The 25,212-nt window shown below is 73.3% G+C and carries 21 protein-coding genes and 1 tRNA gene; 9 read left to right on the forward strand and 13 right to left on the reverse strand.

Features of this window, described 5'->3' with window-relative positions; translation table 11 throughout:
* Positions 1 to 193: hypothetical protein (locus GHC57_RS19495; RefSeq protein WP_211369129.1), on the forward strand; the 193-nt coding region annotated here is incomplete at its 5' end.
* 57 nt (positions 194 to 250) lie between these two features.
* The gene (locus tag GHC57_RS06110; protein WP_153342251.1) at positions 251 to 1,447 is read left to right on the forward strand and encodes an autotransporter outer membrane beta-barrel domain-containing protein; all 1,197 of its coding nucleotides are present in this window, start codon (positions 251 to 253) and stop codon (positions 1,445 to 1,447) included.
* Between the two features lie 88 nt (positions 1,448 to 1,535).
* Here GHC57_RS06110 and GHC57_RS06115 read toward each other — a convergent pair.
* From GHC57_RS06115 to GHC57_RS06145, 7 genes are all read right to left on the reverse strand, one after another.
* Positions 1,536 to 1,612: transfer RNA gene (locus GHC57_RS06115), tRNA-Arg, on the reverse strand.
* A 178-nt stretch (positions 1,613 to 1,790) separates the two neighbouring features.
* Positions 1,791 to 2,609 (reverse strand): alpha/beta fold hydrolase, encoded by an 819-nt coding sequence (locus GHC57_RS06120; protein WP_153342253.1) that lies wholly within the window; start codon positions 2,607 to 2,609, stop codon positions 1,791 to 1,793.
* A gap of 39 nt (positions 2,610 to 2,648) precedes the next feature.
* On the reverse strand, positions 2,649 to 3,005 hold the full coding sequence (locus GHC57_RS06125; RefSeq protein ID WP_153342255.1) for an AzlD domain-containing protein: 357 nt from the start codon (positions 3,003 to 3,005) through the stop codon (positions 2,649 to 2,651).
* Positions 3,002 to 3,802 (reverse strand): AzlC family ABC transporter permease, encoded by an 801-nt coding sequence (locus GHC57_RS06130; RefSeq protein WP_153342257.1) that lies wholly within the window; start codon positions 3,800 to 3,802, stop codon positions 3,002 to 3,004. Before GHC57_RS06130 ends, GHC57_RS06125 begins: the two co-directional genes overlap by 4 nt.
* A 124-nt stretch (positions 3,803 to 3,926) precedes the next feature.
* Positions 3,927 to 4,556, reverse strand: a complete 630-nt coding sequence (locus tag GHC57_RS06135; protein WP_153342259.1) for a hypothetical protein — start codon at positions 4,554 to 4,556, stop codon at positions 3,927 to 3,929.
* On the reverse strand, positions 4,556 to 9,088 hold the full coding sequence (locus tag GHC57_RS06140; RefSeq protein ID WP_153342261.1) for a translocation/assembly module TamB domain-containing protein: 4,533 nt from the start codon (positions 9,086 to 9,088) through the stop codon (positions 4,556 to 4,558). Before GHC57_RS06140 ends, GHC57_RS06135 begins: the two co-directional genes overlap by 1 nt.
* A gap of 1 nt (position 9,089) precedes the next feature.
* Positions 9,090 to 11,036 (reverse strand): autotransporter assembly complex protein TamA, encoded by a 1,947-nt coding sequence (locus GHC57_RS06145; RefSeq protein ID WP_153342263.1) that lies wholly within the window; start codon positions 11,034 to 11,036, stop codon positions 9,090 to 9,092.
* Positions 11,037 to 11,182: 146 nt separating this feature from the next.
* On the opposite strand from GHC57_RS06145, the gene GHC57_RS06150 reads away from it, so the two are divergent.
* From GHC57_RS06150 to GHC57_RS06165, 4 genes are all read left to right on the forward strand, one after another.
* The gene (locus tag GHC57_RS06150; RefSeq protein WP_153342265.1) at positions 11,183 to 12,043 is read left to right on the forward strand and encodes a branched-chain amino acid aminotransferase; all 861 of its coding nucleotides are present in this window, start codon (positions 11,183 to 11,185) and stop codon (positions 12,041 to 12,043) included.
* 61 nt (positions 12,044 to 12,104) lie between these two features.
* Entirely contained in the window at positions 12,105 to 13,142 is a 1,038-nt protein-coding gene (locus tag GHC57_RS06155; protein WP_211369130.1) for a TRAP transporter substrate-binding protein, read from the forward strand.
* Between the two features lie 67 nt (positions 13,143 to 13,209).
* Positions 13,210 to 13,761 carry a TRAP transporter small permease subunit gene (locus GHC57_RS06160; RefSeq protein ID WP_153342267.1) on the forward strand — a complete coding sequence of 184 codons (552 nt, stop codon included), beginning with the start codon at positions 13,210 to 13,212 and terminating at the stop codon, positions 13,759 to 13,761.
* Positions 13,749 to 15,113, forward strand: coding sequence for a TRAP transporter large permease (locus tag GHC57_RS06165; protein ID WP_343031123.1), 1,365 nt, complete (start codon positions 13,749 to 13,751; stop codon positions 15,111 to 15,113). The genes GHC57_RS06160 and GHC57_RS06165 overlap by 13 nt, the downstream gene beginning before the upstream one ends.
* Before the next feature lie 115 nt (positions 15,114 to 15,228).
* Here GHC57_RS06165 and GHC57_RS06170 read toward each other — a convergent pair whose 3' ends face one another.
* Positions 15,229 to 15,903, reverse strand: a complete 675-nt coding sequence (locus GHC57_RS06170; RefSeq protein WP_153342269.1) for a winged helix-turn-helix domain-containing protein — start codon at positions 15,901 to 15,903, stop codon at positions 15,229 to 15,231.
* A 203-nt stretch (positions 15,904 to 16,106) separates the two neighbouring features.
* On the opposite strand from GHC57_RS06170, the gene ribA reads away from it, so the two are divergent.
* On the forward strand, positions 16,107 to 17,276 hold the full coding sequence (gene ribA, locus GHC57_RS06175; RefSeq protein WP_153342271.1) for a GTP cyclohydrolase II: 1,170 nt from the start codon (positions 16,107 to 16,109) through the stop codon (positions 17,274 to 17,276).
* Positions 17,277 to 17,386: 110 nt separating this feature from the next.
* On the opposite strand, the gene GHC57_RS06180 is transcribed toward ribA, so the two are convergent.
* A complete protein-coding gene (locus GHC57_RS06180) occupies positions 17,387 to 17,836 on the reverse strand; it encodes a hypothetical protein (RefSeq protein ID WP_246152168.1) in 450 nt (149 codons plus the stop codon).
* Positions 17,837 to 18,143: 307 nt separating this feature from the next.
* On the reverse strand, positions 18,144 to 18,929 hold the full coding sequence (locus GHC57_RS06185) for a dienelactone hydrolase family protein (protein ID WP_153342276.1): 786 nt from the start codon (positions 18,927 to 18,929) through the stop codon (positions 18,144 to 18,146).
* A 100-nt stretch (positions 18,930 to 19,029) separates the two neighbouring features.
* Here GHC57_RS06185 and GHC57_RS06190 point away from each other — a divergent pair, with 100 nt between their 5' ends.
* The gene (locus tag GHC57_RS06190) at positions 19,030 to 19,905 is read left to right on the forward strand and encodes a thermonuclease family protein (protein WP_170294719.1); all 876 of its coding nucleotides are present in this window, start codon (positions 19,030 to 19,032) and stop codon (positions 19,903 to 19,905) included.
* Here the strand turns inward: GHC57_RS06190 and GHC57_RS06195 are convergent.
* From GHC57_RS06195 to GHC57_RS06205, 3 genes are read right to left on the reverse strand one after another with little or no spacing between them, the layout of a single operon-like run.
* Positions 19,892 to 21,997 carry a HAMP domain-containing histidine kinase gene (locus tag GHC57_RS06195; RefSeq protein WP_153342280.1) on the reverse strand — a complete coding sequence of 702 codons (2,106 nt, stop codon included), beginning with the start codon at positions 21,995 to 21,997 and terminating at the stop codon, positions 19,892 to 19,894. The two genes, GHC57_RS06190 and GHC57_RS06195, sit on opposite strands and share 14 nt — an antisense overlap.
* On the reverse strand, positions 21,994 to 22,950 hold the full coding sequence (locus tag GHC57_RS06200) for a transporter substrate-binding domain-containing protein (RefSeq protein ID WP_153342282.1): 957 nt from the start codon (positions 22,948 to 22,950) through the stop codon (positions 21,994 to 21,996). The genes GHC57_RS06195 and GHC57_RS06200 overlap by 4 nt, the downstream gene beginning before the upstream one ends.
* On the reverse strand, positions 22,937 to 23,353 hold the full coding sequence (locus GHC57_RS06205; protein WP_153342283.1) for a hypothetical protein: 417 nt from the start codon (positions 23,351 to 23,353) through the stop codon (positions 22,937 to 22,939). Before GHC57_RS06205 ends, GHC57_RS06200 begins: the two co-directional genes overlap by 14 nt.
* A gap of 223 nt (positions 23,354 to 23,576) precedes the next feature.
* Here GHC57_RS06205 and GHC57_RS06210 point away from each other — a divergent pair, with 223 nt between their 5' ends.
* Positions 23,577 to 24,923, forward strand: coding sequence for a glutamine synthetase family protein (locus GHC57_RS06210; protein WP_153342285.1), 1,347 nt, complete (start codon positions 23,577 to 23,579; stop codon positions 24,921 to 24,923).
* Positions 24,924 to 25,212: the final 289 nt, after the last annotated feature.

A 25,212-nucleotide genomic window follows, 5' to 3' on the forward strand; every position in this document is an offset into this window, starting at 1 on the left:
CCCCGCAACCCGGCATCTCCACAATGCCACAAATCAAACAGACAATCCTGAAGCCGCGAAGCGGCTGAAGGATCTCGAGCGTGGGTCTCCGATCCGCTGCAAAGACCTGCGAGAGCGATCGCGTGAACCTGAACCCGTTGCCCTGGGACTTGGCGAGAAACTGTTGCAATTGATGCAAATTCCCGCAACATGAGCCCGTGAGGGACGGGACGCGCGCGGGCGCCCCCGCCAACATGGGAAGGATCGGGCCATGGGGTTGCGGAAACTGTCATGGTCCCTGGGAATCGTGCTGGCGGTCCTTCTGGCCGGCGCGGCGCTGCCCTCCGGGCCCGCCCACGCCCAGTTCACAGGGGATCCCGAGCCCGAGCCCGGTCCCGAGCCGGGGCCAGAGCCGTCTCCCGAACCGTCGCCCTCACCCTCCCCCTCGCCGTCGCCCACGCCATCGCCCGCCCCCAGCCCGACGCCGTCCTCTGAGGCGGAGGCCCGCGCCGCCGAGTCCGGAACGGAAGCGTCGGCCACCGCCAACACCCGCATCACCAATCGCCGCCTGATCGCCCTCGTCAACCGGCGGACCTCCTCCATGCTGCTGACCGGCCAGCCCGCCGTGCCCTTCGTGCGGCGCGAGGATCTCGCGTCAGGCCCCCTGACCGGCCTGTCCGGCGGCGAGGGCACCGAAAGCTGGGCTCTGGGTCGCCTGGGCCTGTGGGCGGATGGGGCCGGCACCGTCTCGGGCGGTTTCCGTCGGCCCGACAAGTTCTGGGCCGGGCAGTACAGCGTCATGGTCGGCGCGGATGTCCGCGTGCCCGACGATATCCTGGCCGGCGCCAGCCTGGGCTATGAGCATGTGGACGTGGACTTCAACACCAACCGCGACCGCACGGTGCACTACACGTTCGCGACCGTGTACGGGGCCGCGCTGCTCACCGACACCCTGTCGGTGGACGGCCTCGCGTCCTACGGGGTGGGCGCCAACACCACCCGCGAGCCCGCCGGCTCGGTGCTCGGGACGGGCGAGTACGACTATCTGTCCCACAGGGTCATTGCCGCCACCAGCCTGTCGTACAACACCATGGTGGGCGAACGCGTCACGGTGTTCGGCAATGGCGGCATCACCTACAGCCACGAGGCGTTCGAGGGCTACGACACCGCGTCCGGCATCGCGGTGGAGACCTCGGACGCCTTCCTCGGGCAGCTCCACCTGGAGGGTGAGCTGGGCTATGTGTTCGAGTACGGCGCAGAGAGCCGCCTGCAGCCCTTCCTGACCACGCGGTTGGAGTACGATTACATCACCAGCATCGGCGGCGAGCGGTTCGGGGCTCTGGTGGGCGGCGGGCTGCGGGCTCAGATCTCGCCGGCGTTCAGCGTCGAGGCCTCGGGCCGCACCGAGGTGGCCCGCACCGAATCCACCAGCACGAGCTTCGCCCTGACCTCGCGGTTTCAGTTCTGAGGGCGGGTGTGGGCAGGCATGGCGCGCCCCGTCGGAGGGCGTCCGACAGCCGCTGACTCAGCGCAAACCATTGCGACATCAGGAGAAATGGCGCGCCCGGCAGGACTTGAACCTGCAGCCGTCCGCTTAGAAGGCGGATGCTCTATCCAGTTGAGCTACGGGCGCCCGGGGCAGGCGCATACCATAGCGTGACCGGCCCCGCCGGGTGTAGCCCCAAAATGGGGAGTATACTGGCCGGCATTTGTCCTGACTCGTCAGGACAAATGCCATACGCCGCTTCGCGGCGCCGGTGCAGTCGCACCGGCCGCCCGGCCTATGAAGTCACTTCATAGGCCGGGCGGTATTACCGGGCCGGCGCGCCGGTCCAGTCCCGGATCGCCTCGGTCATGGCCGCCAGCACGGCGTCGCGCGCCTGATGGTGCGGGACGTGGCCGCAGTCGGGCACCATCAGCGGCCGGGCCGGGCCGCCGGCCCCGGCGCAGATGCGCGCCACCTGATCGGGCGAGCCGTACTCGTCGCCCTCCCCCTGGATCGCCAGCACCGGGGCGCGGATGGCGGGCAGGCGGTCGGTCATGGTCCAGTCCGGGAACGGCGGGGTCAGCCAGGTCGCGTTCCAGCCCCAGAACACGCCGTCCGTATTGCGGCCGTGCCAGCGCGCCAGCTTCGCCCGCAGGTCGCCCTGGACGAAGGCCTGCCGGGCCGCCCGGATGCCGGCCAGCGTGATCGGCTCGACCAGCACATGCGCGGCTTCGGTGATCGTGCCCAGCAGCCCGGCCGGGCGCAGCGCCGCGTGCAGCAGCGCGATGGAGCCGCCGTCCGAGTGCCCCACCAGCACGAAGCGCGCAACGCCCAGCGCGTCCAGAACGCGGGGCAGCACGTGCTCGGCCTCATGCTCCAGATAGCCCACCGGGCGCGGCCAGGCGGTCAGGGGATCGGCGCCGCCGTGGCCCTGGCGCTCGTACACCACGCCGGGCAGGCCCGTGGCCGCGCACAGGGCCGCCGGATAGTCCCGCCACAGGCCGATGCTCCCAAGCCCCTCGTGCAGGAACACCAGACGCGGCGCATCCGGCGCGGGCCCCGGCGGCGTGAGCAATCGGACGGGCAGCCGCACCCCGTCCACGATGACGGCGCGGTCCTGATGCGGCACGGCGGGAGCGGTCATGCGGGCCTACGGTGGCGTATGCTTAGATAGAGGCTCTCTCTACCACCCCAGGGCCGAGAAGGTCCACAACGCCGCCATGCCCACGACCAGGGTCAGGATCACGCGCCGGGTCAGGGCCGCCACCGCGACCGCGACCGCGCCGGCGGCGGGCCGGGTCCAGTCCCAGGCGGGCGTGAACAGGGCGTCCGCCTGCACCAGCGCGGGCACCACCAGCGCCGCCAGCACCGCCGGCGGCACATAGCGCAGCGCCCGCGACAGCCAGCGCGGCACCTGGAACGCCCCGGCAAGCTGGATGAACGAGGCCCGCAGCATCCAGGTGCCCAGGCCGGACAGGACGACCAGCGTCCAGAACTGAACGGGGCCGAACGGCGGCTGAATCCATGTGGCGAGGCTCATCGGTCGGCCTCCTGTTCCGCGGCGCGATCTCCGGGCCGGGCGCGCGCCCGACGCTGGCGGCGGGTCTGGCGGTCCTCGGCCAGCACGCCCCAGACGATGCCCGACAGGCCGCCGATCATCAGGCCCAGGTTGAAGGGCAGCCCGGCCAGCATCACCGCCACGCCGCCGCCGACCACGGCGGCCTCGATGCTGGGCCGGTCGCGCATGGCGGGGACCAGCAGCACCAGGAACACCAGCGGAACCGTGAACTCCAGGCCCCATTCCGGCGGCACCTCGGCGCCCGCCAGCATGCCGGCGACGGTGAACACCTGCCAGATGATCCACAGCGGGGCCGCCGTGCCCATGTAGAACCATGCCTTGTGCCGCATCCGGGGTGCATCGGAAAAGCGCGTGATGGAGACGGCGTAGGCCTGATCGGTGACGATGTAGCTCATCAGGCCGCGCGCCCACCACGGGGCATCGCGCAGGTGCGGGGCGAGCGAGGCGCTGTACATCACCATGCGCAGGTTGATGACCAGCACCGTGGCCAGGATCACCGGGGCCACCGCGCCCGTGGCCAGCAGCGAGACGAAGGCGATCTGGGCGGCGCCCGCGAAGACGATGGTGGACAGGCCCAGCGCGCCGGCGAGGGACAGGCCGGCTTCCTTGGCGCCGTAGGCGGCGACCAGGGCGAAGGGGACGATCCCGGGCAGGATGGGCAGGATGGCCCGCACGCCGGCCCACAGGCACGCGCCGCGCCCGGCGTCGGGGCCGGTCGCGGACTCGGGTGCGGGGGAGGGGGACGCGGGCGGCGGCATGGACGGGTCTCCGGTGGGCGGGCGGGCACGGGCACCGTCCGCCACATACCGCCCGGGTCCCGTCACCACAAGCGCCGAATTCTCATGGGCGGGGCCGGTCGGGCTTGGGGTACGCCGCTCCGGATCACTCCGTGACCAGGGTCCAGCCATCCAGCACGGCGCGGGCCTCGGGCAGGCGGATATGGAACAGGGTGCGCTCGGCGGAGTAGGTCCACAGGTGGACCACCGCCGCGTCGGGCCGGGGGCGGGCGACGGCCCACTGGCGCAGGATGCCGTCCTGGCCGCGCCAGTCCATCACCACCTGTCGCCCGCCGGGCAGGTCGGTCCGTCCGCCGTCGGCCGCGCCCTCGGGCGGGCGGAAGGCGTTTTCCTGCACCACGCGCAGGGTGTCGTGACGGGCCTGCATGGCCTTCACGTGCGCCGCCAGCACCTCGGCGGCCGCGCCCTCGGGGTCCTCGGGGCGGGGCGCCTTGACGTTCTGCACCGCGATGGGCGCGAAGTAGCCGTCCGTGCCGCCCGCGCCGGACATCACGACGGTGTAGGGCTCCGGCACCCGGACCAGCCAGTCCGAGGGCACCTCCATCCGGTAGCCCCAGTCCTCCGGCCCGAAGATGGCGATGCCCGGCGGCGGCGGCGCGGCGAGCCCGCCCGGCGGGCGCGGCTTGGGCCCCGGGGGCAGTGGATCGGTGGCGGCGAGCGCCCCGGAGGCCATCAGGCCCGCCAGAACCAGACCGAGCAGCGCCAAACGTCTCATCAATAATCCCTCTTCCAGATCACGCCCACCTCGCCGGTGCCGGAGCGGCGCGCCTTGCTCTCCACCTTGAACCCGGCGCCCAGGTCCACCTCGACGCTGACGCCGCCGCTGCCGGACTCCAGGCCCTGTTCCACGCCCACATAGATGTCGTCGCCGATGTAGCGTCCGGCCTCGACGCCCGCCCCGCCGGCGGCCACGTCGCCGCCCACCTTGAGCACGTCGAGACCCAGCGTGCCGCGCACCGCGCCCAGCACGTCCAGGCCGCCGCCCCCGCCGGTGATCCCGGTCAGGGTCCCCAGCGCGCGGGCGAGCTGCACCGTCTCCAGCGTGGTCAGCTCGCCGGTCGCCTTGTCGAACAGGATCTGCGACAGGACCTCGTCCCGGGGTAGCGGCGGCACCGATTCCAGGATGAACTCGGGGTCGCTGGCCGGGCCGCGCAGGCCGACGCGGGCCTCCACCTCCTCGGTCTCGTACAGGGCGACCACGTCCAGCAGGGGATCGATGCGCGCCCCCCCGACGAACTGGACCTGGCCGGTCTCGATGGCGAGCTGTTTGCCCACCGCCTCCAGCGAGCCCCGCCGGACCGAGATGGTGCCGGTCACCCGGGGCACGGCGGCGGTGCCGCGCACCTGCAGGCTGCCCTGCCATTCCGACTCCAGGCCCCGGCCGGTGACGTAGATGCGGTTCGGCATGTCCACGTCGATGGCGAGGCTGATCGGAAACGCGCCCTGCTCGTCCGTCTCGCCGGCCGCCCGGGCTTCGGCGGCGGCGCGGTCCAGGACATCCAGTCCGCTGGTCTCGGTGGTGTCGATCTCGACCACGTCCAGCGTGGAAACGGACGCGCCGCCCGACAGGTTCTCCAGCCGCACCCGGACCTCGCGCGTGCGGATGCGGCCCTCGACCGCGCCCCGGTCGCCCTCCAGCGAGACGGACAGGTCGGCGTCGGCGCTGGCGGTGACATCGTCGCGGCGCACCAGCACGGCATCGTTCAGGGTGGTGGAGACCGTGCCCACCGGGCCGTCCGGCGTCAGGCGGATGTCGCCTTCGCCCGACAGCCGCCCGCCGGCGCCGTCGGTCCCGGACAGCGACACGACCACCTGATCCGTGCCCTGGGCGCTGGCGCTCAGCGACAGGTCGTCGATCAGGGTGCCGACCGTGAGGTGTTCGTAGCGTCCGTTCGACAGGCGCACGTCGGCAGTGATCGCGGGGGCCGCCAGAGTGCCGGAGACATCGGCGTCCAGCACCAGATCGCCGGCCAGCCGGTGTTCGACCACCATGGGCAGCATCTCCCACACGGACTCGACGGGGCCGTTCCAGCGCGCGGAGACGGACAGCGGTTCGCCCTCCGGGATGGGGGCCGCGCCGCCCAGGCGCAGCGGCACGTCCGCCGTGACGCGGGCGGGCGTCCGGTCGAAGCCGCTGACGGTGGCGTCGGCGGTCAGGCGTCCGCCGGAGAGGCGGCCGGAGACCTCGGCGGCCAAGGGCGGCACCTCGCCGGTGCCGGCCAGCGCCACGTCGCGCGCGGTCAGGGAGAGCGAGCCCTCCGGTGTGGGCAGCCGGCCCGTGAGCGAGGCCGACAGGTCGAGCCGCCCCCCCAGCGTCATGTCGGGCGCGGCCAGATCGGCCAGGGCCAGCGGCAGGCCGTCGCCGGTCACGCTCACGTCCAGGGCGCCGCCCTCGGTCAGCCCGCCGGAGACCGTCAGGGCGCCGTCGTCCAGGGTCAGCACCAGCCGGTCCACACGCGGGCCGGTGTCCAGGTCCAGGGTCGCCGGCTGGCGCAGGACGATGGCGTGGCCGCGCGTTTCCAGGTCGAGCCGGTCCAGCACCACCCGCCCCGGCTCGGCCAGACCCGGCGGCTGCACCCGCGCGGCGGTGGCCAGGGTGAGCGGCCCGGTCGGCCCCTCCCCTGTCAGGTCGGCGGTCACCGACAGGTCGGCCAGCGGCCCCCGCGCGGTCACGTCCAGGCGCTCCCACGACACGCCGCCGGCCTCGCCGCCCCGGGCCGCCACGGTGGCGTCCAGCGCCGGGGTGCCGAGCGCGTCGGTCAGCGCCGCCCGCAGGTCGAGCGCGCCCATGGAAACCCCCGCGTCGGCCAGCGCCAGTTGCGGCGCGGTCGCGGTCAGGGTCACGGCCTGGGTGCCGTCCTCGCGGGCGTTCAGCGCCACGTCCGCCGTCAAGGAGCCGGACAGCGGCGGGGCGCCCCACCCCGCCAGATCACCCGGCCGGGCGACGGAGAGCGCCAGCGCGCCGTCGCTCAGCGTGGTGGCGAAATCGGTGGTGGCCTGCCCGGTCAGGGTCGCGCCGGGCACGGTCAGGGACAGGTCCGAGACCTCCGCCCGGCCATAGCCCGGCAGCGCGAGCCCGGCGGACAGGTCCAGCGCGCCGCCCGGGCCGGTGCCGGACAGGGTGACGGGACCCGACGGGCCGCGCGCCAGTCCGGACAGATCGGCGGTCAGCGTCAGATCGTCCCAGGCCATGCCGGCCAGGGTGGCGGCGGGCATCCGCGCCGTGGCGTCGATGTCCGGATCCCCGAGCGGGCCGGACAGGCGGGCGTCCAGCGTCAGCGCGCCGCCCACGGCATCGCCCGCCACCGCGCCCGCATCGGTCAGGCGGGCGGTCAGGTCGGCGTCCAGGGTGGCGAAGTCCGCCGGAATGGCCAGCCGGCCGTTCAGGTCGAGCGCGCCCCCGTCCAGGCGCAGGTCGGCGACCGAGAGGCCCTCGGCGGGATCAAAGGTGACGCGGCCGGTCAGTTCGGGCGTGGGACCCAGCGCCGCGTCCGCCTGCTGGATCCCCAGCGCGGCGTCGGCCAGCGTCAGGCGCACGTCGCCCGAGACCACCGTGTCGGCATCCACCGTCACCCCGGACAGGGCGAGCACACCCGAGCCCTGCGGTTCCAGCCCGCCCAGCACGGGGGACAGCCGGGCCAGCGCCTCCAGGGTCAGGGTGGCGTCGGCCGAGACATCCAGCGCGGGGGCCAGGGTCGCCACGGCCGCCGCCTCCAGCGTCACGCCGCCGTCGTCGGACAGGCGCAGGCTCTCCAGGGTCACGCGCTGGTCGGCCAAGGACGCCCGGCCCCGCGCGGTCAGGTCCAGCGGACGCGGGAACAGCCCCGTGACGGCGTCGGGACCGCTCAGGTCCTCGACCCGCCCGGTCAGGTCGAAGCCGACCGTCGCCGTCTCGCCATCCAGCGGGCCGTCCGGGGTGGCGGTCAGGTCCAGCGTGACCCGCCGCGCGCCCACGCCGGCGTTCAGGTCCTCCGCCCGCACCGACGCGGTGACCGTGGGGGCCATCAGGGCGCCCTCGGCGGTCACGGTCAGGGCGCCGCGCGCCAGCGGCAGCGCAGCCAGCGGGGCCAGCAGGTCGGGCCGGGAGAGGGTGCCCTCCAGGCGGGCCGAGACCGTGCCCTCGCCGCTGTCGGCGCCGGGGTCGAGCGCGGCCGAGCCGGTCACCTCCAGGGCATCGCTGGCCAGCCGCAGGCCGTCCAGGCTCACGCGGCCGTCGCCGTCCAGGGCCGCCGAAAGGCCGAGCGCGAACCGCTCGGTGAGCACGGCCCGCCAGGCGGGCGGTGCCGCTTCGCGCGGTTGGGCATTCAGGTCGAGCACGATCGCGGGCGCGGCCGGATCCCCCAGGTCCAGCAGCAGGGATCCGGACAGCACGGCCAGTCCCTCGGCCTCGGCGTTCAGGCTGCCGCCCCAGTCGTCCAGCGGCCCTTCGCCCGACAGGTCCACCGACCAGCCGGCCGCGCCCGGCAGCCCGGCCAGGGTGGTGACCATGCCGCCCTGCCCTTCCGAGGCCTGGAGATCGAGCGCCAGCCGCTCCAGGTCCGGGCCGTCCAGGCGGATGTCGGCGCTCACCTCCAGAGGGCGGCCGTCGATGCGGCGGGCCGACAGGGTGGCGGTCACCGCATCCGGATCGGATGGATCGCCCTCGCCGGCCACGCGGCCGGTCACGTCCATCAACACGGGCTGGCCCACCAGGGGCGCGCCCAGATACACGCCCTCCAGCGCGATCCGGTCCACCCGCAGCAGGCCGAGCAGGCGCGGATCAAAGCCGCCGCCGTCCGTGTCGGGCGCGTCGGGCGGATCGGACGGCGGCAGCGCGGGCGGACGCTCCACCGACAGGGCGCGGGCGCCCACCTCGGTGACGTGCAGCCGCCCGCCCAGCAGGCCCCAAGGGTCCCAGGCCAGCGAGAGCCGCTCGGCGCTCAGCCATTCGCCCTCCGGGTCCGTCACCGACAGGTCGCGCAGGCGCAGCGAGAACGGCAGGTCGCCCTCCAGCGCGCCCAGGCGCACCGTCAGGCCCTCGGAATCGTTGACCAGATCCAGCACGGTGGCCGTCAGCCACGCCCGGCCGTCGTCGGTGCGCATCACCCACCAGCCCGCGCCCGCCAGCCCCGCCAGCAGGACGAGCAGCCCCACCCCCACCCACGCCAGCGCGCGCCACCAGCGGCGCCGGCGGCGGTGCGGCGGCGGCGTGTCCGTCGGGGACGCCCGATGCGGCGCCCCGGTCATGCGGTCGGCTGGGTCGGCCATGTCAGAATGCCTGTCCCACGCTGATGTACACCTGCACGAAGTTGTCGGCGTCACGTGGGTTCAGGGGCACCGCGATGTCCAGACGCAGCGGCCCGAAATCGGTGTAATAGCGCGCCCCCAGGCCGGCGGCGTACAGAATGTCCTCGCTGAAATCGGGCATCGTGCTGTCGGTCACAAGGCCCGCGTCCAGGAACGGCACCACGCCGATGCTGTCCGTGATCTTGATGCGCGCTTCAAAGCCCGCCTCCAGGGCGGAGCGTCCGCCGATGGGATCGCCGCCGGGGTCCAGCGGTCCGACCATCTGGTGGCCGAAGCCCCGCACCGAGCCGCCGCCGCCCGCGAACAGGCGCTTGTTGGCGGGGACGTTGACGGTCTCGGTGCCGAACAGACTGGCCAGCCGGCCGCGCGCCGCCAGCACCAGCCGGTCGCTGTCCAGCGGCGCCAGATAGGCCGAGCCCGAGACATCCACCACGCCGAAGGTGATCGGCGTCAATTCGGTCGCGCCGAAATAGGGCGTGAAGGTCGCGGAGAGGCGGCTGCCCGAGGTCGGGTTGAGCGGGTCGTCGGTGTCGTCGCGCGTGACCCCCACGGGCAGGCCCACCAGATAGCTGGTGCGCCGGTCGCCCAACTGGTCGTCCAACTGGGCATAATCCAGCAGCGCGCCCGCCGACGCCCGCCAGGTGTCGTTGATCCTCCGCTCGATGGCGGCGCCCACCTCGCCGGTCAGGCCGGTGTAGGCGTCGCGGTCGGCGCGCTCCGCCTCCGCCGTCACGGACAGCGACTGGTCGGGGTGCAGGAAGCGCGGTTTGGTGAACGCGGCTTCCACCCTCTGCGCGGTCAGGGCGCCGTCGATGTTGATGCGCAGCCGCTCCGCCCGGCCGAACAGGTTGCGGTGCTCCCAGAACACACGCGCGCCCGGGCCGTCGTCGGTGGCGTAGCGCAGGCCACCGCCGATGGAGCGCGGCGGGGCCTCGGTCACGCTGACGATCACCGGCAGGCTGCCGTCCGGCTCCGGCGCGCTGGCCGGGCGCACGGTCACCGAGTCGAACAGGCGGGTGGTGAGAATGCTGTTGCGGAAGCGGTCCAGCTCGCGGTTGTCGAATGCCTCGCCGACCCGCCACGGCACCTGATCGTCCAGGAAGTCCCGCTTCACCCGATCCAGGCCCTCGTAGACCACGGGGCCGAAGGTGGAGGGCGGGCCCGCCTGCACCTCGATCCGCACCACCATGGTGCGGCGGGCGTGGTTGACGGCCACGCGGCGGTCCATGGCCTCGGCGAAGGGCCGCCCCTCGCGCTGCAGGCGCTCGACCAGGGCGCGCTCGGCCTCCAGCACGGCGTCGGCGCGGGCGGGATCGCCCTGGGTCAGGCCCAGGGGCGTCAGCGTGCGCGGCAGGGTCGCGGTGTCGGTGGGGTTGTCGCGGTAGGCGACGGCCGTTTCGGCGAGGCTGTAGCGCGGCCCCGGGGTCACGGTGATGGTCACGGGCGCGGGCGAGCCCTCGCCGATCTCGCCCGTGACCGTGCCGGCATAGAACCCCTCGGAGCGCAGCACGGCTTGGGCGGTTTCCAGGTCCGAGTCCAGGCGGCGGCGCAGCCCCAGCCGGGAGGCCGGCGGCTCGTCCTGGAGCGTGAGGAGGTTGAAGGCGGCCTCCATCGTCCCGGCCAGATCCACGCCCTCGACCGGGTCCGTCACCGTCAGGTCTACGGTGTAGTCCACGCGCGGCCCGGCGATCGGGGCGGGGGCCGGGTCCCCCTCGCCGTCCCCGTCGTTCTCCGCCGCGGATGGCGCGGCGGGCGCCTCGTCTCCCTGGGTGTCCGCCTGGGCGTCCCCCTGGGCGCGCAGCGCGCCGGGCGGACCCAGCACGAGCCCGCCGGCGACAAGCGCGGCGAGGCCCGCCCGTCCGCAGGACCGGCGCGCCGGCCCCGCCGAAAACAGATGCCTCGTTCTCATGCGTTTACTGCATACCATGTCCGATCCCGGTTGGCACTTGCGGTTCGGGTTTGTGCCATATTACACCGGATGGAACACGGCGGGATCGGTTGCGCGACCCGCCGGCCGCCTTCCGCGAACCGGACGACAGAAGGAGCACCGGGGCCATGACCCAGGCTTGGAGTTATGTGGATGGGCAGTGGCTGGAGGGCAATCCCCCGATCCTGGGGCCGTTGACCCATGCCACCTGGCTGTCGTCCATCGTGTTCGACGGCGCGCGGGCGTTCGAGGGCGTGGCCCCGGACCTGGACCTGCACTGCCAGCGCGCCGTGGACTCGGCGATCCGCATGGGCATGCGCCCCGGCGTGAGCGCCGCCGAGATCGAGCGTCTGGCGTGGGAGGGCATCGGCCGCTTCCCGCCCGGGACCGCGCTGTACATCCGCCCCCTGTTCTTCTGCGAGGAAGGCTGGGTCTCGCCCGATCCGGCGAGCACCCGGTTCGTGCTGACCCTGGCCGAGAACCCCATGAAGGAGCCGGGCGGCTTCACCGCCTGCCTGTCCAGCTACCGCCGTCCGGCGCCCGATCAGGCCCCGGTGGACTGCAAGGCGTCGTGCCTGTACCCGCTGGCCGGCCGCGCCCTGCGCGAGGCCGCCGCGCGCGGCTTCGACAACGCGGTGCTCACCGATCCGTGGGGCGCGGTGGCCGAGTTCGCCACCGCTAACCTGTTCATGGCCAAGGACGGGGTGGTCTCGACCCCCGCGCCCAACGGCACCTTCCTGAACGGGGTGACCCGCCAGCGGGTGCTGAAGCTGCTGCGGCTGGACGGCATGGTCGTGCTGGAACGCGAGATCGAGCCGGAAGAGCTGCTGGACGCCGACGAGATCTTTTCCACCGGCAACCACATGAAGGTGATGCCCGTGCGCCGCTATGAACAGCGCGAGCTGATCTACGGCCCGGTGGCCCACCGCGCCCGTGAACTGTACTGGGACTACGCCCACGGCCGCCTGCCCGAGACGCACTGCATGTGACGCCGGCTCGACCCCCTGTGCCCGCCCCGAATTCAAAAAACACCACGAGGGAGCCCCGTCCATGACCCGTCGTCTCACCCTGCTTGCCACGGCCGCCGCGCTGGTGGCGGTCCCGCTGGCCTCCGCCGGCGCCGCCCAGATGCAACTGCAGTCGATCTTCCCCAAGAGCCTGCCCCTGCTGGGCAAGCCGGGCTGGGACGTGGCCGACCGCATCCGGCTCATCACCAACGGCAGCGTGGACTTCGAGGTGCAGAACCCCGGCGAACTGGTCTCCACCGGCGAGGTCTGGGACGCCGTCTCCACCGGCGCGGTCGAGGCGTCGTGGTACTCCATCGGTTTCGCCGAGGGGGTCATTCCCTCCGCGCCGCTGTTCACCACCTTCCCCTTCGGGCCCGACATCCGCGAGTACTCCGCCTGGTGGTACAACGGCGGCGGCAAGGAGCTGTGGGCCGAGATCACCGCGCCCCACGGCGTGACCACCATTCACTGCGGCGTGCTGGTGCCGGAGGCCTCCGGCTGGTTCCGTGAGCCCATCGAGTCCGTCGAGGACTTCCAGGGCATCAAGATGCGGTTCTTCGGGCTGGGCGCGTCGGTCATGGGCAAGCTGGGCGTCGAGGCCCAGTCCATGGGTGTGGCCGACACCGTCACCGCGCTGAACACCGGCGCCATCGAGGCGGCCGAGTTCGGCTTCCCGGTGCTGGATGAGCTTCTGGGCCTGTACGAGCATGCCGACCACTACTACTTCCCCGGCTGGCACCAGCAGACCAGCTTCCTCAGCCTTATCATCAACACGGATGTCTGGGAGGGCTTCAGCGAGTCCGAACAGGCCGCCATCGAGGATGTCTGCGCCGCCTCCATGATGCGCACCACCGCCGAGGGCGAGGCCGTGCAGCTCGCCCCGCTGGCCAAGATGCAGGCCGAGAACGATGTCCAGGTGCACCGCTGGTCCGACGAGATGCTGGACGCCTTCCGCGGGGCCTGGGCCGAGGTGGTCGAGGAAAAGAGCGCCGAGGACGCCGATTTCAAGCGCGCCTGGGAGAGCATTTCCGCCTTCCGCGCGTCCTATGACGAGTGGGAATCGCTGGGCTACCTGAAATAGGGCCGCGCCGGGCGCGCCGGATCCCCGGCGCGCCCCCTCCGCCGTCCGTCCCCACCGGGACCCAACCATGCTGGTCTGCCTTCGCCTCGCCGCCGTGCTGTCGCGCCTCTGTCAGGTCGTCGCCATGGGGGCGGGGTCGCTGCTGGTCGTGCTGACCCTGGTCATCATGTACGACGTGATCGGCCGCAACTTCATTTCGACCGGCTCCTATGCGTTGCAGGAGCTGCAGTGGCACCTGCACGGCGCCATCGCCGTGCTGGCCTTCGGCTACGCCTACACCCGCGACGCGCACGTGCGCATCGACGTGGTGGGGCACAAAATCCCGCCGCGCCTGAAGCTGTGGCTGGAGGTCGCGGCCATCCTCTGTCTGGTGATCCCGTTCCTGATGGTGCTGGCCTGGTACGGCTACGAGTTCGCCGAACGCGCCTTCGTGCGCGGCGAGGGCTCGCGCGGCGGGCTGGGCCTGCCCAACCGCTGGATCATCAAGTCCGCCGTGCCCGTCTCGGCGATCCTGACCAGCCTGGGGGCGCTGTCGGTCGCGCTGCGCATGATCGTGGTCCTCCGTCGGCCCGACCTGCTGGACTCTCCGTTCGAGAAGGGCGACCTGTGGACACGCTGATCGGGGTGCTGCCGGGACTGATGTTCGTCTCGCTGGTGGTGGGGCTGTTCTCCACCCTGCCGGTGCCGGTGGTGCTGCTGTCGGTCACGGCTGTGTTCGCCGCCATCGCCCTGGCCCTGGGCGAAATGCGCTGGGTCCACTTCTCGCTGTTCCCGGCCCGCATGTTCGGTGGCGTCATCGACAACGCGGTGCTGGTGGCCGCGCCCATGTTCATCTTCATGGGCGTGGTGATGGAAAAGACCGCCATCGCCGAGGACCTGCTGGGCGCTCTGCAGAAGGTGCTGCGGCGGGTGCCGGGCGGGCTGGCGCTGGCGGTGGTGGTGATGGGCACCATCCTGGCGGCGGCGACCGGGATCATCGGGGCCTCGGTGGTCATGCTGACGGTCATGGCGCTGCCCACCATGCTGCGCGCCGGCTATGCTCCGTCCGTGGCCTCGGGCACGGTGGCGAGCGCCGGGACCCTGGGCATTCTCATCCCGCCGTCGGTGATGCTGGTGTTCATGAGCGACCTGCTGTCGCTCAATCTGGCCAAGCTGTTCGTGGCCGCCTTCATCCCCGGGCTGGTGCTGGCGGCGGCCTACATGGCCTATGTGACGGGCCGGGCGGTGCTCAGTCCGGGCACGGCGCCGCCGGCCGCGCCCCTGACCGCCGAAGAGCGCCGGGGATTGGGCCGCGAGGTGTTCGTCTCGCTGGCGCTGCCGCTGTGCCTGATCGTGGCCGTGCTGGGGTCCATCATCGGCGGGTTCGCGAGCCCCACCGAAGCATCCGGTGTGGGCGCCTTCGCCGCGCTGGCGCTGGGGCTGCTGCGCGGCCGGCTGGGCCTGCGGGTGCTGGGCGAGGCCATCGACGGGTCCTTGCGCACCATCGCCATGCTGTTCTTCATCTTCGTGGCGGCGACGGCGTTTTCGTTCGTGTTCCGCCAGCTCGGCGGCGAGCACTTCATCGTCGGCGCGGCCAACGCGCTGGACCTGGGCAGTTGGGGCCTGCTGGTCACCATGATGCTGATGGTCTTCGTGATGGGCTTCTTCTTCGACTGGATCGAGATCACGCTGATCCTGCTGCCCATCTTCGCGCCGCTGGTGGCCCTGATGGACCTGGGCGACCACATCCCCAAGGCCGACCTGATCTACTGGTTTACGGTGCTGGTGGCGGTGAACCTGCAGACCTCGTTCCTGACGCCGCCGTTCGGGTTCGCGCTGTTCTATCTGAAGGGCGCGGCGCGCGACATGGTGAGCATGCGCGCCGTCTACCGGGGCATCATCCCCTTCGTCGCGGTGCAGGCGCTGGTCCTGGCTTTGCTGATCTGGCAGCCGGACATTGTCATGTGGCTGCCCCACGCGGTGCTGCAGTGAGCCCCCCGTTGAACCGTTCCGGGTTTGTTGGGCCGTCCACACCGACAAACCCGGAACGGTTCAGCGGCGTGCCCCGTCGGGTTTCCGCATCGGAACCGGGTGGGGCGCGAGGCCACTACCCGCCCAGGCGGTAACCCGCCGTATCCTTGACCAGCAACGCCGGTTCGCGCGGGTCGCGCTCGATCTTGCGGCGCAGGCGGTGGATATGCGTTTCCAGGGTGTGCGAGGCCACGCCGTCGGCATAGCCCCAGACCTCCGCCAGCAGGCTGTCGCGCGACACGGGGGCGGCCGCGGCATGCAGGCAATCCAGGATGGCCGCTTCCTTTTCCGTCAGCGAGACGGTGCGGCCCGAGGCCCGGTCCGTCATCAGGCGGCCCGACGGGTTGCACAGGAACGGCCCGAGCGCAAAGCCCGCGGGGGTGGGCGCGGCGGCGCCCTGAAGCAGATCCCGCAAGGCGGCCGCCAGCGTCGCCAGCCGCGCCGGCCGGTCCACCCGGACCACACCCGCCGGCCAGTCGGCGGCGGTCCCGCGCCCCGCCTCGTCCGGCGGAGCCATGACCAGCACGGGCAGGGCGGGCAGGGCGGTCCGCATCGCCGCGATGGCGGCCCCGGCCGCCGCCCCGTCGGTGGCGGAGACCACGACCGCGTCCCAGGGCGCGGGGTCGCCCGGCGGCGCGGCCGTCAGGGCGTCGGCCACCGATCGGGCCTCGGTGAGCGCGGCCGCGCCCAGGTGGGTGACGAGCTGACGGGCCAGGGCGCGGCGGGGCGCGTCCAGGGGGTCGATCAGCAACAGACGGGGGGGCTCACGACCCGACTCGGCGGCACCTGCCGGTCCCGAAACCGATCCGGGGGCCGGTCCCGGCGCGCTGGGCTCTTGCGTCCCGGGCGATCCTTGCTTACCTCTCATGGCCTCTTCTTAGTCCGTTCCGGGCGCCGTCGCCAGTCCTTGCGCGGGGTCGCCGGGCGGCCCCGATCAGAGGCAGCTTCCTGGTCATGAGTCCGGTTCCGCGCCCCCTTTCGCTGGAGACCCTGCGCGAGGGGTCCGACCTCCTCTCTCCCTACGCGGTCACGGCCCTCGACCGGGTCGGCCGCGCTGTCGCCGAATTGCGGCGCGGTGCGCCCGTGGTGGTGATCGGCCCGGGGGATGCGGTGGTCTGCGTCTCGGCCGAGGGCCTGGACGACGGTATCGTGGCCCGGCTGACCGCCCTGGCCGGCAGCACGCCGGCGCTGCTGGTCACGGCGCGCCGGGCCTCCGTGCTGCGGCTGGCCGCGCCCGGGTCGGAGCCGGTGCGCCTGACCCTGCCCGGGCCGCTGACCGTGGACCAGTTGGACCATTTGGCCGATCCCGATCGGGAGGAGCCCACCCATCCGCCGGCCGGCACCACCGTGGAGCCGCTGCCGCCGGACAGCGGGGCGGGGGCGAGTGTGACCCTGGCCAAGCTGGCGCGCCTGCTGCCCGCGACTCTGGCCGCGCCGTGCCCGGGGCCGGCGCTGGAGGCCGCCGCCTGGGCCGCCGAACACGATCTGGTGGCCGTGGCCGCCGAGGACATCCTGGAGCATCACGAGGCCGCCGCCCGCGCCCTCCGGCCGGTGGGCGAGGCCCGCGTGCCCCTTGACGGCGCCGAGGACACCCGCGTCGTCGCCTTCCGCCCCGTGGACGGCGGCATCGAGCATCTGGCCATCGTGATCGGCCGGCCCGATCCGGATCAGCCGGTGCTGACCCGTCTGCACTCCGAGTGCTTCACGGGCGACCTGCTGGGCTCGCTGCGCTGCGACTGCGGCGAACAGTTGCGCGGGGCGATCCTGGCCATCGCCGAGCAGGGCGCGGGCGTGCTGCTCTATCTGGCGCAGGAAGGACGCGGCATCGGGCTGGTGAACAAGCTGCGGGCCTACCGCCTGCAGGACGGCGGCTTCGACACCGTGGACGCCAACGAGCAGCTCGGCTTCGACGACGACGAGCGCATCTACTCCCCCGCCGCCGAGATGCTGCGCCACCTGGGGTTCCAGCGGGTCCGGCTGATGACCAACAATCCGCGCAAGATCAGCGCCCTGGCTCGCCACCGCATCGAGGTGACGGAGCGGGTGCCGCACACCTTCCCCGCCAACGCCCACAACGTGGGCTATCTGCGCGCCAAGGCCCGCCGCAGCGGTCATCTGTTCTGATCTGGATCGGCAATGAGCCGGAGTCGTCCGCTTCATTGCCTCCGCCGCCCCGGCCGGCCACGGCGTCCAACGGCCATCGTTAGATGCCGTTGGGATGTCTCCCGGCAGGGTCAGGTCCCGCCCTTGCCGAGCAGGCGGTCCACGTCCGCCTGGGTCAGGCCGCCCTGACTGGTGCTGATGGACTCGGCCTCCGGGGCCGCGCCGGCCGTGTCCGTTGGGGTCTCCACCGGCCGGTCCGTCAACCGCAGGGCGCCGGCCTTCAGCGTGGTCAGCCGCGACAGCAGGCCACGCACCCGCCGCACGCGCTGGCCGGCCACGTCCTGAAAGGCGCAGGATTCCATGATGGCCTCGATCCGCAGCCGGGTGGCGGGATCGGGCTCGCGCGCCATCAGCAGTTCGGCGAGGCCCAGGATCCGGGTGGCGGCTTTCTCCTGTTCGGCCAGCACGGCGTCGAGCTGGCCCACCGCCGCCCGCAGCGCCGCGTCCACCGCGCGCGGGTCGTTGAGGGCGAGCGGCGGACGCCGCCCGTCCCTGGTCAGTCGATCCGGTTGCCGCCCCATCGTCACGCCCCGTTTCTCATCGCCAGACGGTGCAAGAAACGGGGCGGCAAGTCCAGAACCCTTCGGTCTTCTTGCTGATCGGCGAGGACCCGGACGAATCCGGTTCATCTCGGAACACCGGGGTCGCGTGGTGTCTGGCCCATGGCGGCCACCGGAACACCCCCTCCCCAACCCGCCCCATTCCATGGGGGAGGTTGGGAGGGGGGTCTGGCGCGAAGGGCGGGGTGCCCCGCCCTACGACGTCTCGCCGTTCGCCAAACGTGTCGTCACCCGATCACCCCAGCGTATGGACTCGCCACGGGCCGCATCACGCCTTCAGGTGCTGGGCGAGGAAGGCGAGGGTGCGCGACCAGGACAGGCGCGCGTCCTCTTCGTCATAGCGCCCGCCCGACGGGTTGGCGAAGGCGTGGTCGGCTTCGTACCAGTGCACCGTCAGGCTGTCGGCCTTGCCGGCCTCGGCCATGGCGGCTTCGAAGCCACCCACCATCTCGGCGTTGATGAACCCGTCCTGGGTGGCGAAGTGGCCCAGCACCGGCCCCTTGAGGGCCTTGAGCGGCTCCGCCTCCTGCACCAGACGGCCGTAGTAGATCACCGTGGCGTCCGCCGGCGCCGCCAGCGAGGCGTTCAGCGACCAGCCGCCGCCGAAGCACCAGCCCACCGTCGCCAGGGTGCCGGTCCCGGCCTCGTGGGCGCGCAGCCAGTCCATCCAGGCGGTGCAGGTCTCGGTGGCGTCGGCCCCGTCCACGGCCTGCATCTGGGCGCGGGCCTCGTCGGGTGTGGTCGCCACGGACCCGTCCATCAGGTCAATGGCCAGCGCCACATAGCCGTTGGCGGCGTACTCGCGCGCCGTGGCCTTGATCTGGTCGTTCAGGCCCCACCACTCGTGGATCAGCATGACCGTGGGCGCGGGCAGGGTCTCGGGCAGGGCCAGGGCGGCCGAGACGGTCTTGCCGGATGACAGGGTGAGGGTGACGGTCTCGGTCTCCGAGGCGGCGGCGCGGGCCAGGATCGGATCGGCGAGCACGGCGGCGAACGAGGCCCCGGCGAGGCCCTTCATGACGGTGCGGCGGCCGATCTGGGTGTCATCGAGCATGGTCGTCTCTCCCGGACATGCGTATGGTTGTGGATGGGGCGGGGCTCGCGGAAACCCGTTCGGCCCTGCCGGTTGGCCAGATCCTTTAGAATGCGTCCAGATGATACATGGCGAAGGCACGGGAGGGATCAAGCGGCCCGCAGCGATATCGACCGCCTGCGGGCGCCGGTCGGTGCTGGCGGGGGCTGCGGCTTGGATCGCGCTGCGGCCGGGCGGCGCCCGGGGCGGCGCGCCGGCCCGCGACCTGGAGCCGGAGCCGGGCGGGCGTGTGCGCGCGCTGGGGCGCGACGCCAGCCTGATCCTGGAGGACGGCCGCCGGGTGCGGCTGTGCGCGCTCCGCCTGCCCGATCCGGCGGACCTGCCGGAGGGCGCGACGGCGGCGGAGACCGCGCGGGTGACGGCCTATGCCGAGGCCGCGCGGGCGTGGCTGGCGGCTCGGGCCGTGGGGGCCTCCGTGGCGCTGTGGAGTCCCGAGGTCGCCCGCGATCGGCACGGGCGGGGGCTGGCGCAGGTCCGCGTGGGCGGGTCGGACGGTCCGTGGCTGCAAGCCGGCCTGCTGGCCGCCGGTCTGGCCCGGGTGGCGACCATGCCGGGGGCGGCGGCGGGCGCGCCTGCGCTGCTGAGCGTCGAGGCCGCGGCCCGCCGCGCCGGCCGGGGCCTGTGGCGCGATCCGCTCTATCGCCCCCGTGCGCCGGGCGCGACGTGGCCCTGGCTCGGGACCTTCCAGATCGTGCGCGGCACGGTGCGGGACGCGGCCAAGGTGCGCGGGCGGATCTATCTGAACTACGGCGACGACTGGCGGCGGGATTTTACGGTGCGCATCGACCGGCCGTCGCGGATCGGCTTCCGGGTGGCCGACCTGCTGGAGCTGCGCCGCCAGTTCATCCAGGTGCGCGGCTGGCTGTTCGCCACCAACGGCCCGATGATCCTGCTCGACCACCCGGCGGCGCTGGAGACCCGGGTCACCCTCGGGTGAGGCCGGTGCGGATCATCGGCAGGCCGGGGTCCTCGCCGCTGTCGTCGCGGGTCCAGTCCGGCGGGAGCGAGTCGTCGGGGCCGTCGCCGGCCTGCAGCGGCAGGGACAGCGACACCCGGGTGCCCCGCCCCGCGCCCTCGACGATGTCCAGGGCCTCGCCCAGGGCGGCGCGCGCCAGACCGTCCGCCAGCAGCAGGGCGGCGGCGTCCGGGGCCTCGCGCAGGGCGTGGGCCAGCCGCTCGGGCGCGCGCCGCAGACCGCGCGCCATGCGCGGCGGGTGGATCAGGGCGAGCAGGCCCTCGGCCGGCATCGGCCCGTCGTCGTCGATGGTCAGCCGCACGCGGGCGTCGCTGCCCAGCGCGACATCCACGACGATGCCGGACAGCGGGAACGTGGGGGCGTCGGCGGTGCGGTCCACGGCATCCTCGGCGCGCAGCATGGCGGCCTCGATGATGTAGCAGACCACGGCGGTGAGGATCCCCGGCGCGGCCTCCACCGTGGCCGACATGGGACAGCGCAGGTCCAGCCGCACGCCGCGAGAGGCCAGCCGGGGCGTCAGGACGGTGGCCACCTCGCGCATCACCCGGTCCATGGCGAGGGGCGCGCGGCCGCGCCCACCCGCCTCGGGCGACGACATCAGCCGCAGGGCCGAGACCAGGTGCGCGGCCTCGCCCGCCTGGTCGGCCAACGCCGCGCAGGCCTCGCCCACCAGATGGGCGGCCAGCGCCGCCCGTTCCGACGACACGTCGTCGCGCCGACCGCCGCCGGGGGTGGACAGCAGGCGGGCCTCGCTCCGGGCCAGGGTGGCCTGGGCGCGCACGGCATCCAGCAGGCCATCCAGCACCCGCGCCGCCTCGGCGAGATTGCGGCCGACCACCGCTTCCGGCGCCGCGCCCAGCAGCGCCCCGGAGAGGGTTTCCTGATCGCGCCGCGCATCGGCCTCGGCATCGCGGGCGGCGCGGTCCACGGCCGCGTCGGCTTCGGTGGCCGTGACCAGCCGCTCCAGCGTGGCCCAGGAGGCGCTTTCGCCCACGGCCGGTCGGTTGGCGGGCTCGAAGCCGAGCGCCCGGGCGCGGGCCACCAGCCGCGCCAGCGGCCGGGCGTGGCCGGCGAGCGCGATCCAGCCCACGGCCAGAAGCACCGCCGTCCCGGCGAGTCCCAGCGCCAGCAGCGCGGCCCGCAGCCGCGCCGTCTCGGCGGACAGGACACCGTCCGCGCCGCGCAGGCCGGTCTCGGCGGCCTGAAGGGCGATGTCGGCGGCGCGGGCGAGGGCGCCGTCGGCCTGCGCCCACAGGGTATCGCGGGTGACCTGATCGGACAGGTCGGCGCGGCGATAGGCGGGGATGTCGAGGGCCTCGGCGATCGCGCCGTGGATCGCGAAGGGCGAGCCGCCGAGGCGCGGCGCATCGGGGTCCGGTCCGGCGGCGATGGCGCGCGCGGCCAGCCGTCGGGCGTCGGCCTCCAGCACGGACAGGGCCGGCCCGGAGGCGGCGCCCGCCTGCGCCAGCACCGCGTGCAGACGCGCCAGCAGGACCGCGCGACCGGGCGCGGCGTCGTCCGCGTCCACCGTCGGCCCGGGTGTGGGCGCGCTTTGGGCGAGCCGCTCCAGCCGGTCCAGGGCGGCGGCGATCAGGGCATGCCACAGCGTTTGGCGCGCGCTGGCCGTGGCGAGTCGGGCGGCGGCGGCGGTGGCGGTCTCCAGGGCGACGCCGAAGTCCGGCGGCAGGCCCGCGCGCCACAGGGGATCGGCGGTCAGCACGCGCAGCCGGGCCAGGGCCTGACGGCGGGCCTCCGCCCCCGACGGCCCCGGCGCGGCATGCCGGATCTGGCGGGTCAGGCCGCGCAGGCCCTCGGCGGCGCGGGCGACGGTGGCATGGTCGAGGGCCGCGTGGTGGACCGCCGGCATGGTTGCGGTCCGGGCCTCGGTCTCCAGCAGCCGCCAGCCCACCAGGGCGCTCGGGCCGGCCAGCAGCAGGACGGCCAGCAGGCCGAGGACGAGGGCGCCCAGGACCGGCCGGGGACGCCCGACGCGGGGCCGACCGGCCCCACGGGTGGACGCCTCGTCGTCGGAGCGGTCGCGCGCGGGGGTCATGGGCGGGCCTCCGACGCTGCCGCGCCATGGGGGAGCGCGCGGGCGGGGATCACCGTGGCCACGGGGTCGCCGCCGGCGCGCACCAGACTGCGCAGGGCGCCGGCCCGGTCCAGGGCCGCCAGGGCGGTTCCGGCGGCTTCGGCCAGGCCCCGGTCGCCGGATGCCAGCGCCAGCGCCGCCGCCCCACCGGCGGGCGGGGCGGACAGCGGCGGTCCCAGCGCCACCAGATCGCGGCCTTGCGGCTCCGCGAGTTCGGACAGGGCCATGGCGAGCGGGAGCAGGGCCGCATCAGCTTCGCCCCGGTGCAGGGCGTCCAGCCCGGCCCGGGGATGCTCGGCCAGAACGACGGTGGCCCCCGGGGCGTCCATGTCGGCCAGGGCCCGGGCCTGATCGGTGCCGGAGGCGGCCACGACAACCCGCCCGGCGAGCCGGTCGGGCGCCGTCCGCGCCTCCAGGTCCGGCCACAGGCCGGCGCGGCCGATCAGCAGCGAGGCCACGCGGGCATGGGGGGCGAGGAACCGGACCCGCGCGGCGCGGTCGGGAGTCACCGCCAGATCGGCGGCCACCAGATCCACCGCGCCCGCTTCCAGGGCCTCCAGCAGGCGGTCGGCGGGCAGGATCGCGAACGCGCAGTCAATGTCCAGCCGCTCGCACACGGCGCGCGCGACGGTCACATGCACGCCCGCCGGACGGCCGTCGGGGCCGGCGCCGGACAGGGGCAGGGCGCCCTCCTGGACCGCGACGGTCAGCGACCGGGTGCCGGGCAGCGAAGAGGCGGCCGGGCGGGGGGGCTCGGCCAGGGGGGCGGCGACGGGCAGGGCCGCGCGCAGGCCGAAGACTCCCGCGCCGGCCAGCAGCAGGAGGAGGACCGCCGCGCCCGCCCCGGTGGCGGCGCGCCGGCCCCGATGACGGCGGGACGCGGCGCCGTTCGCCTGGGGGTTACTCGGTCTCACGACTGTAGATATAGAGACTGCCGGAGTCCTCCAGGATGCCGAAGTAATCCAGCCGGTGGAACCGATTGCCGGTCGGCTGCGTGCCGGCCCAGATGATCGGCACCTCCCACAGCTCCTGTTCCCCGGCGCCGATCACGTAGAACGAGATGGATGTGCCGGTGATGGCCACCGGGTGATAGATCGCCCCGGTCTTCGGGTCCAGGGTGGGCTGGCCGAGGCGCAGATCCTCGATGTGGTGGATGCGCCAGTTGCCCAGCCGGACGCTGGTGCCGGCCGGGACGCCGGCGGCATCTGCCACGGACGGCGCGTCCTCGCTCTGGGCCAGGACGGGGCCGCCCGGCATCACCAGCCCGGCGGCGAGCAGACACACGGCAATCGATGCCGAACGGTTCCGGACTGCCATGGGGACGCGCCTCCTTGCTCTCGCCTGTTGCGGTTGGATGCGGATGTGTCGGGGCGGGCCGCTCCCTCGTGACCACGAGAGACGCCTCGCACGCTTGATCCTAGCAACGGGCGACTCGAAATGCCACAGTCATACGAGGGGTTACGACATTCAATTGACATGACATGGCAACCCGGCCAACTGTTGATCGCTGAACCTCGCCGGGTCTTGAGGGTGACGGAACATGTCGTCCGAGTTCGAGTCCTTTCTCACCCGCCATCCCGACATCGTCTATGTGGATGGCCTGTTCTTCGATCTGTGCTGTGTGGTGCGCGGCAAGCGCTATCCGGTCGCCGACGCCCGCACCCTGTTCGACGAGGGGATGCAGATCCCCGAATCCATTGCGCTTCTGGATGTCACCGGGGACTGCAACGATCCGCTGGGCCGGGGCTTTTCGGACGGCGATCCGGACTGCATCGCGGCGCCGATCCCGGGCACGTTGGCCCCCGTGCCCTGGGGCGACGTGCCCAGCGCCCAGGTCATGCTGACCCTGCGCACCCAGGACGGCGCGCCGGCCATGGTGGACCCGCGCAACATCCTGGAGCGGGTGCTGGGCCGGCTGCGGGCGGACGGCCTGACGGCCACGGTGGCGGTGGAGCTGGAATTCTTCCTGATCGACCCGGAGCGCGGCCCCGGCCAGTCCCCGCGGCCGCCGGTCTCGCCCGTCACCGGCCGGCGCGACACCCGGACCCAGGTCTACGGCATGGCCGACCTGGACGACTTCCAGAACGTGCTGCGCGCGGTGGAAAGCGCCTGTCAGGCCCAGGGCGTGCCGGCCTTCACCGCCAGTTCCGAGTTCGCGCCCGGGCAGTTCGAGATCAACCTGAAGCATGTCCCCGATCCACTGCGGGCGGCGGATCACGCCCTGCTGCTGCGCCGGGTGGTGGAGTGGGTGGCGGAGCGCCACGGCTTCGAGGCCACGTTCATGTCCAAGCCCTACCCGGATCAGGCGGGCAACGGCATGCACATTCACCTGAGCCTGACCGATGCGGATGGCCGCAACCTGTTCGACGACGGCACCGAGGCGGGCGCGCCCCTGCTGCGGCACGCGGTCGGCGGCATGCGCGCCGCCATGGCCCAGAGCATGGCCATCTTCGCGCCGCACGCCAACGCCTATCGCCGGTTCGCGCCCAACCTCTACGTGCCGGTCAACCCGTCGTGGGGCTACAACAACCGCTCGGTGGCGTTCCGGGTGCCGGCGTCGGGTGGCGAGGCCCGCCGGATCGAGCACCGGGTGCCGGGCGCGGACGCCAATCCCTATCTGGTGCTGGCCGCCATCCTGGCCGCCGCCCATCACGGCGTCACCGCGCGACTGGACCCCGGGCCGGCGGCCACCGGCAACGCCTGCGAGACCGTGGACCGCGCCCTGCCCTGGACCTGGCGGCGCGCGCTGGAGGAAATGGGTCGGGGCGCCATCGTGCGGGACTATCTGGGCGACGAATACGTGGACCTCTACACGGCCACCAAGTGGATCGAGATGGAGAAGTTCCAGGCCGTCATCGCCCCGCACGAGTTTGCTTGGTATTTGTGATCCCGCTCGACCGAGCCGCGCGCCTCAAAGGGGCGCCGCGGCGAGAAAAACAAGAATCGGTGATGCCGGGCGGGCGTTGCACGCCCGCCCGGACCGTTGTCATCTCTATCCATTGGGCGAAACGGTTCGGACGGGGCTGCAAGCCCCGTCCGGCACACGGGAGGCGGGCGCACGAAACCACCCCGAAGACAGGTAGGGCGCACTCGACCGCCGTAGCGCGGCGGGCAGTGCGCCGCGTGCGGGACGCCGGAACCCCCTCCCAACCTCCCCCATGAATGGGGGAGGAGTC

Source organism: Roseospira navarrensis (assembly GCF_009601025.1).
GTDB classification, from domain to species: Bacteria; Pseudomonadota; Alphaproteobacteria; order Rhodospirillales; family Rhodospirillaceae; genus Rhodospira; species Rhodospira navarrensis.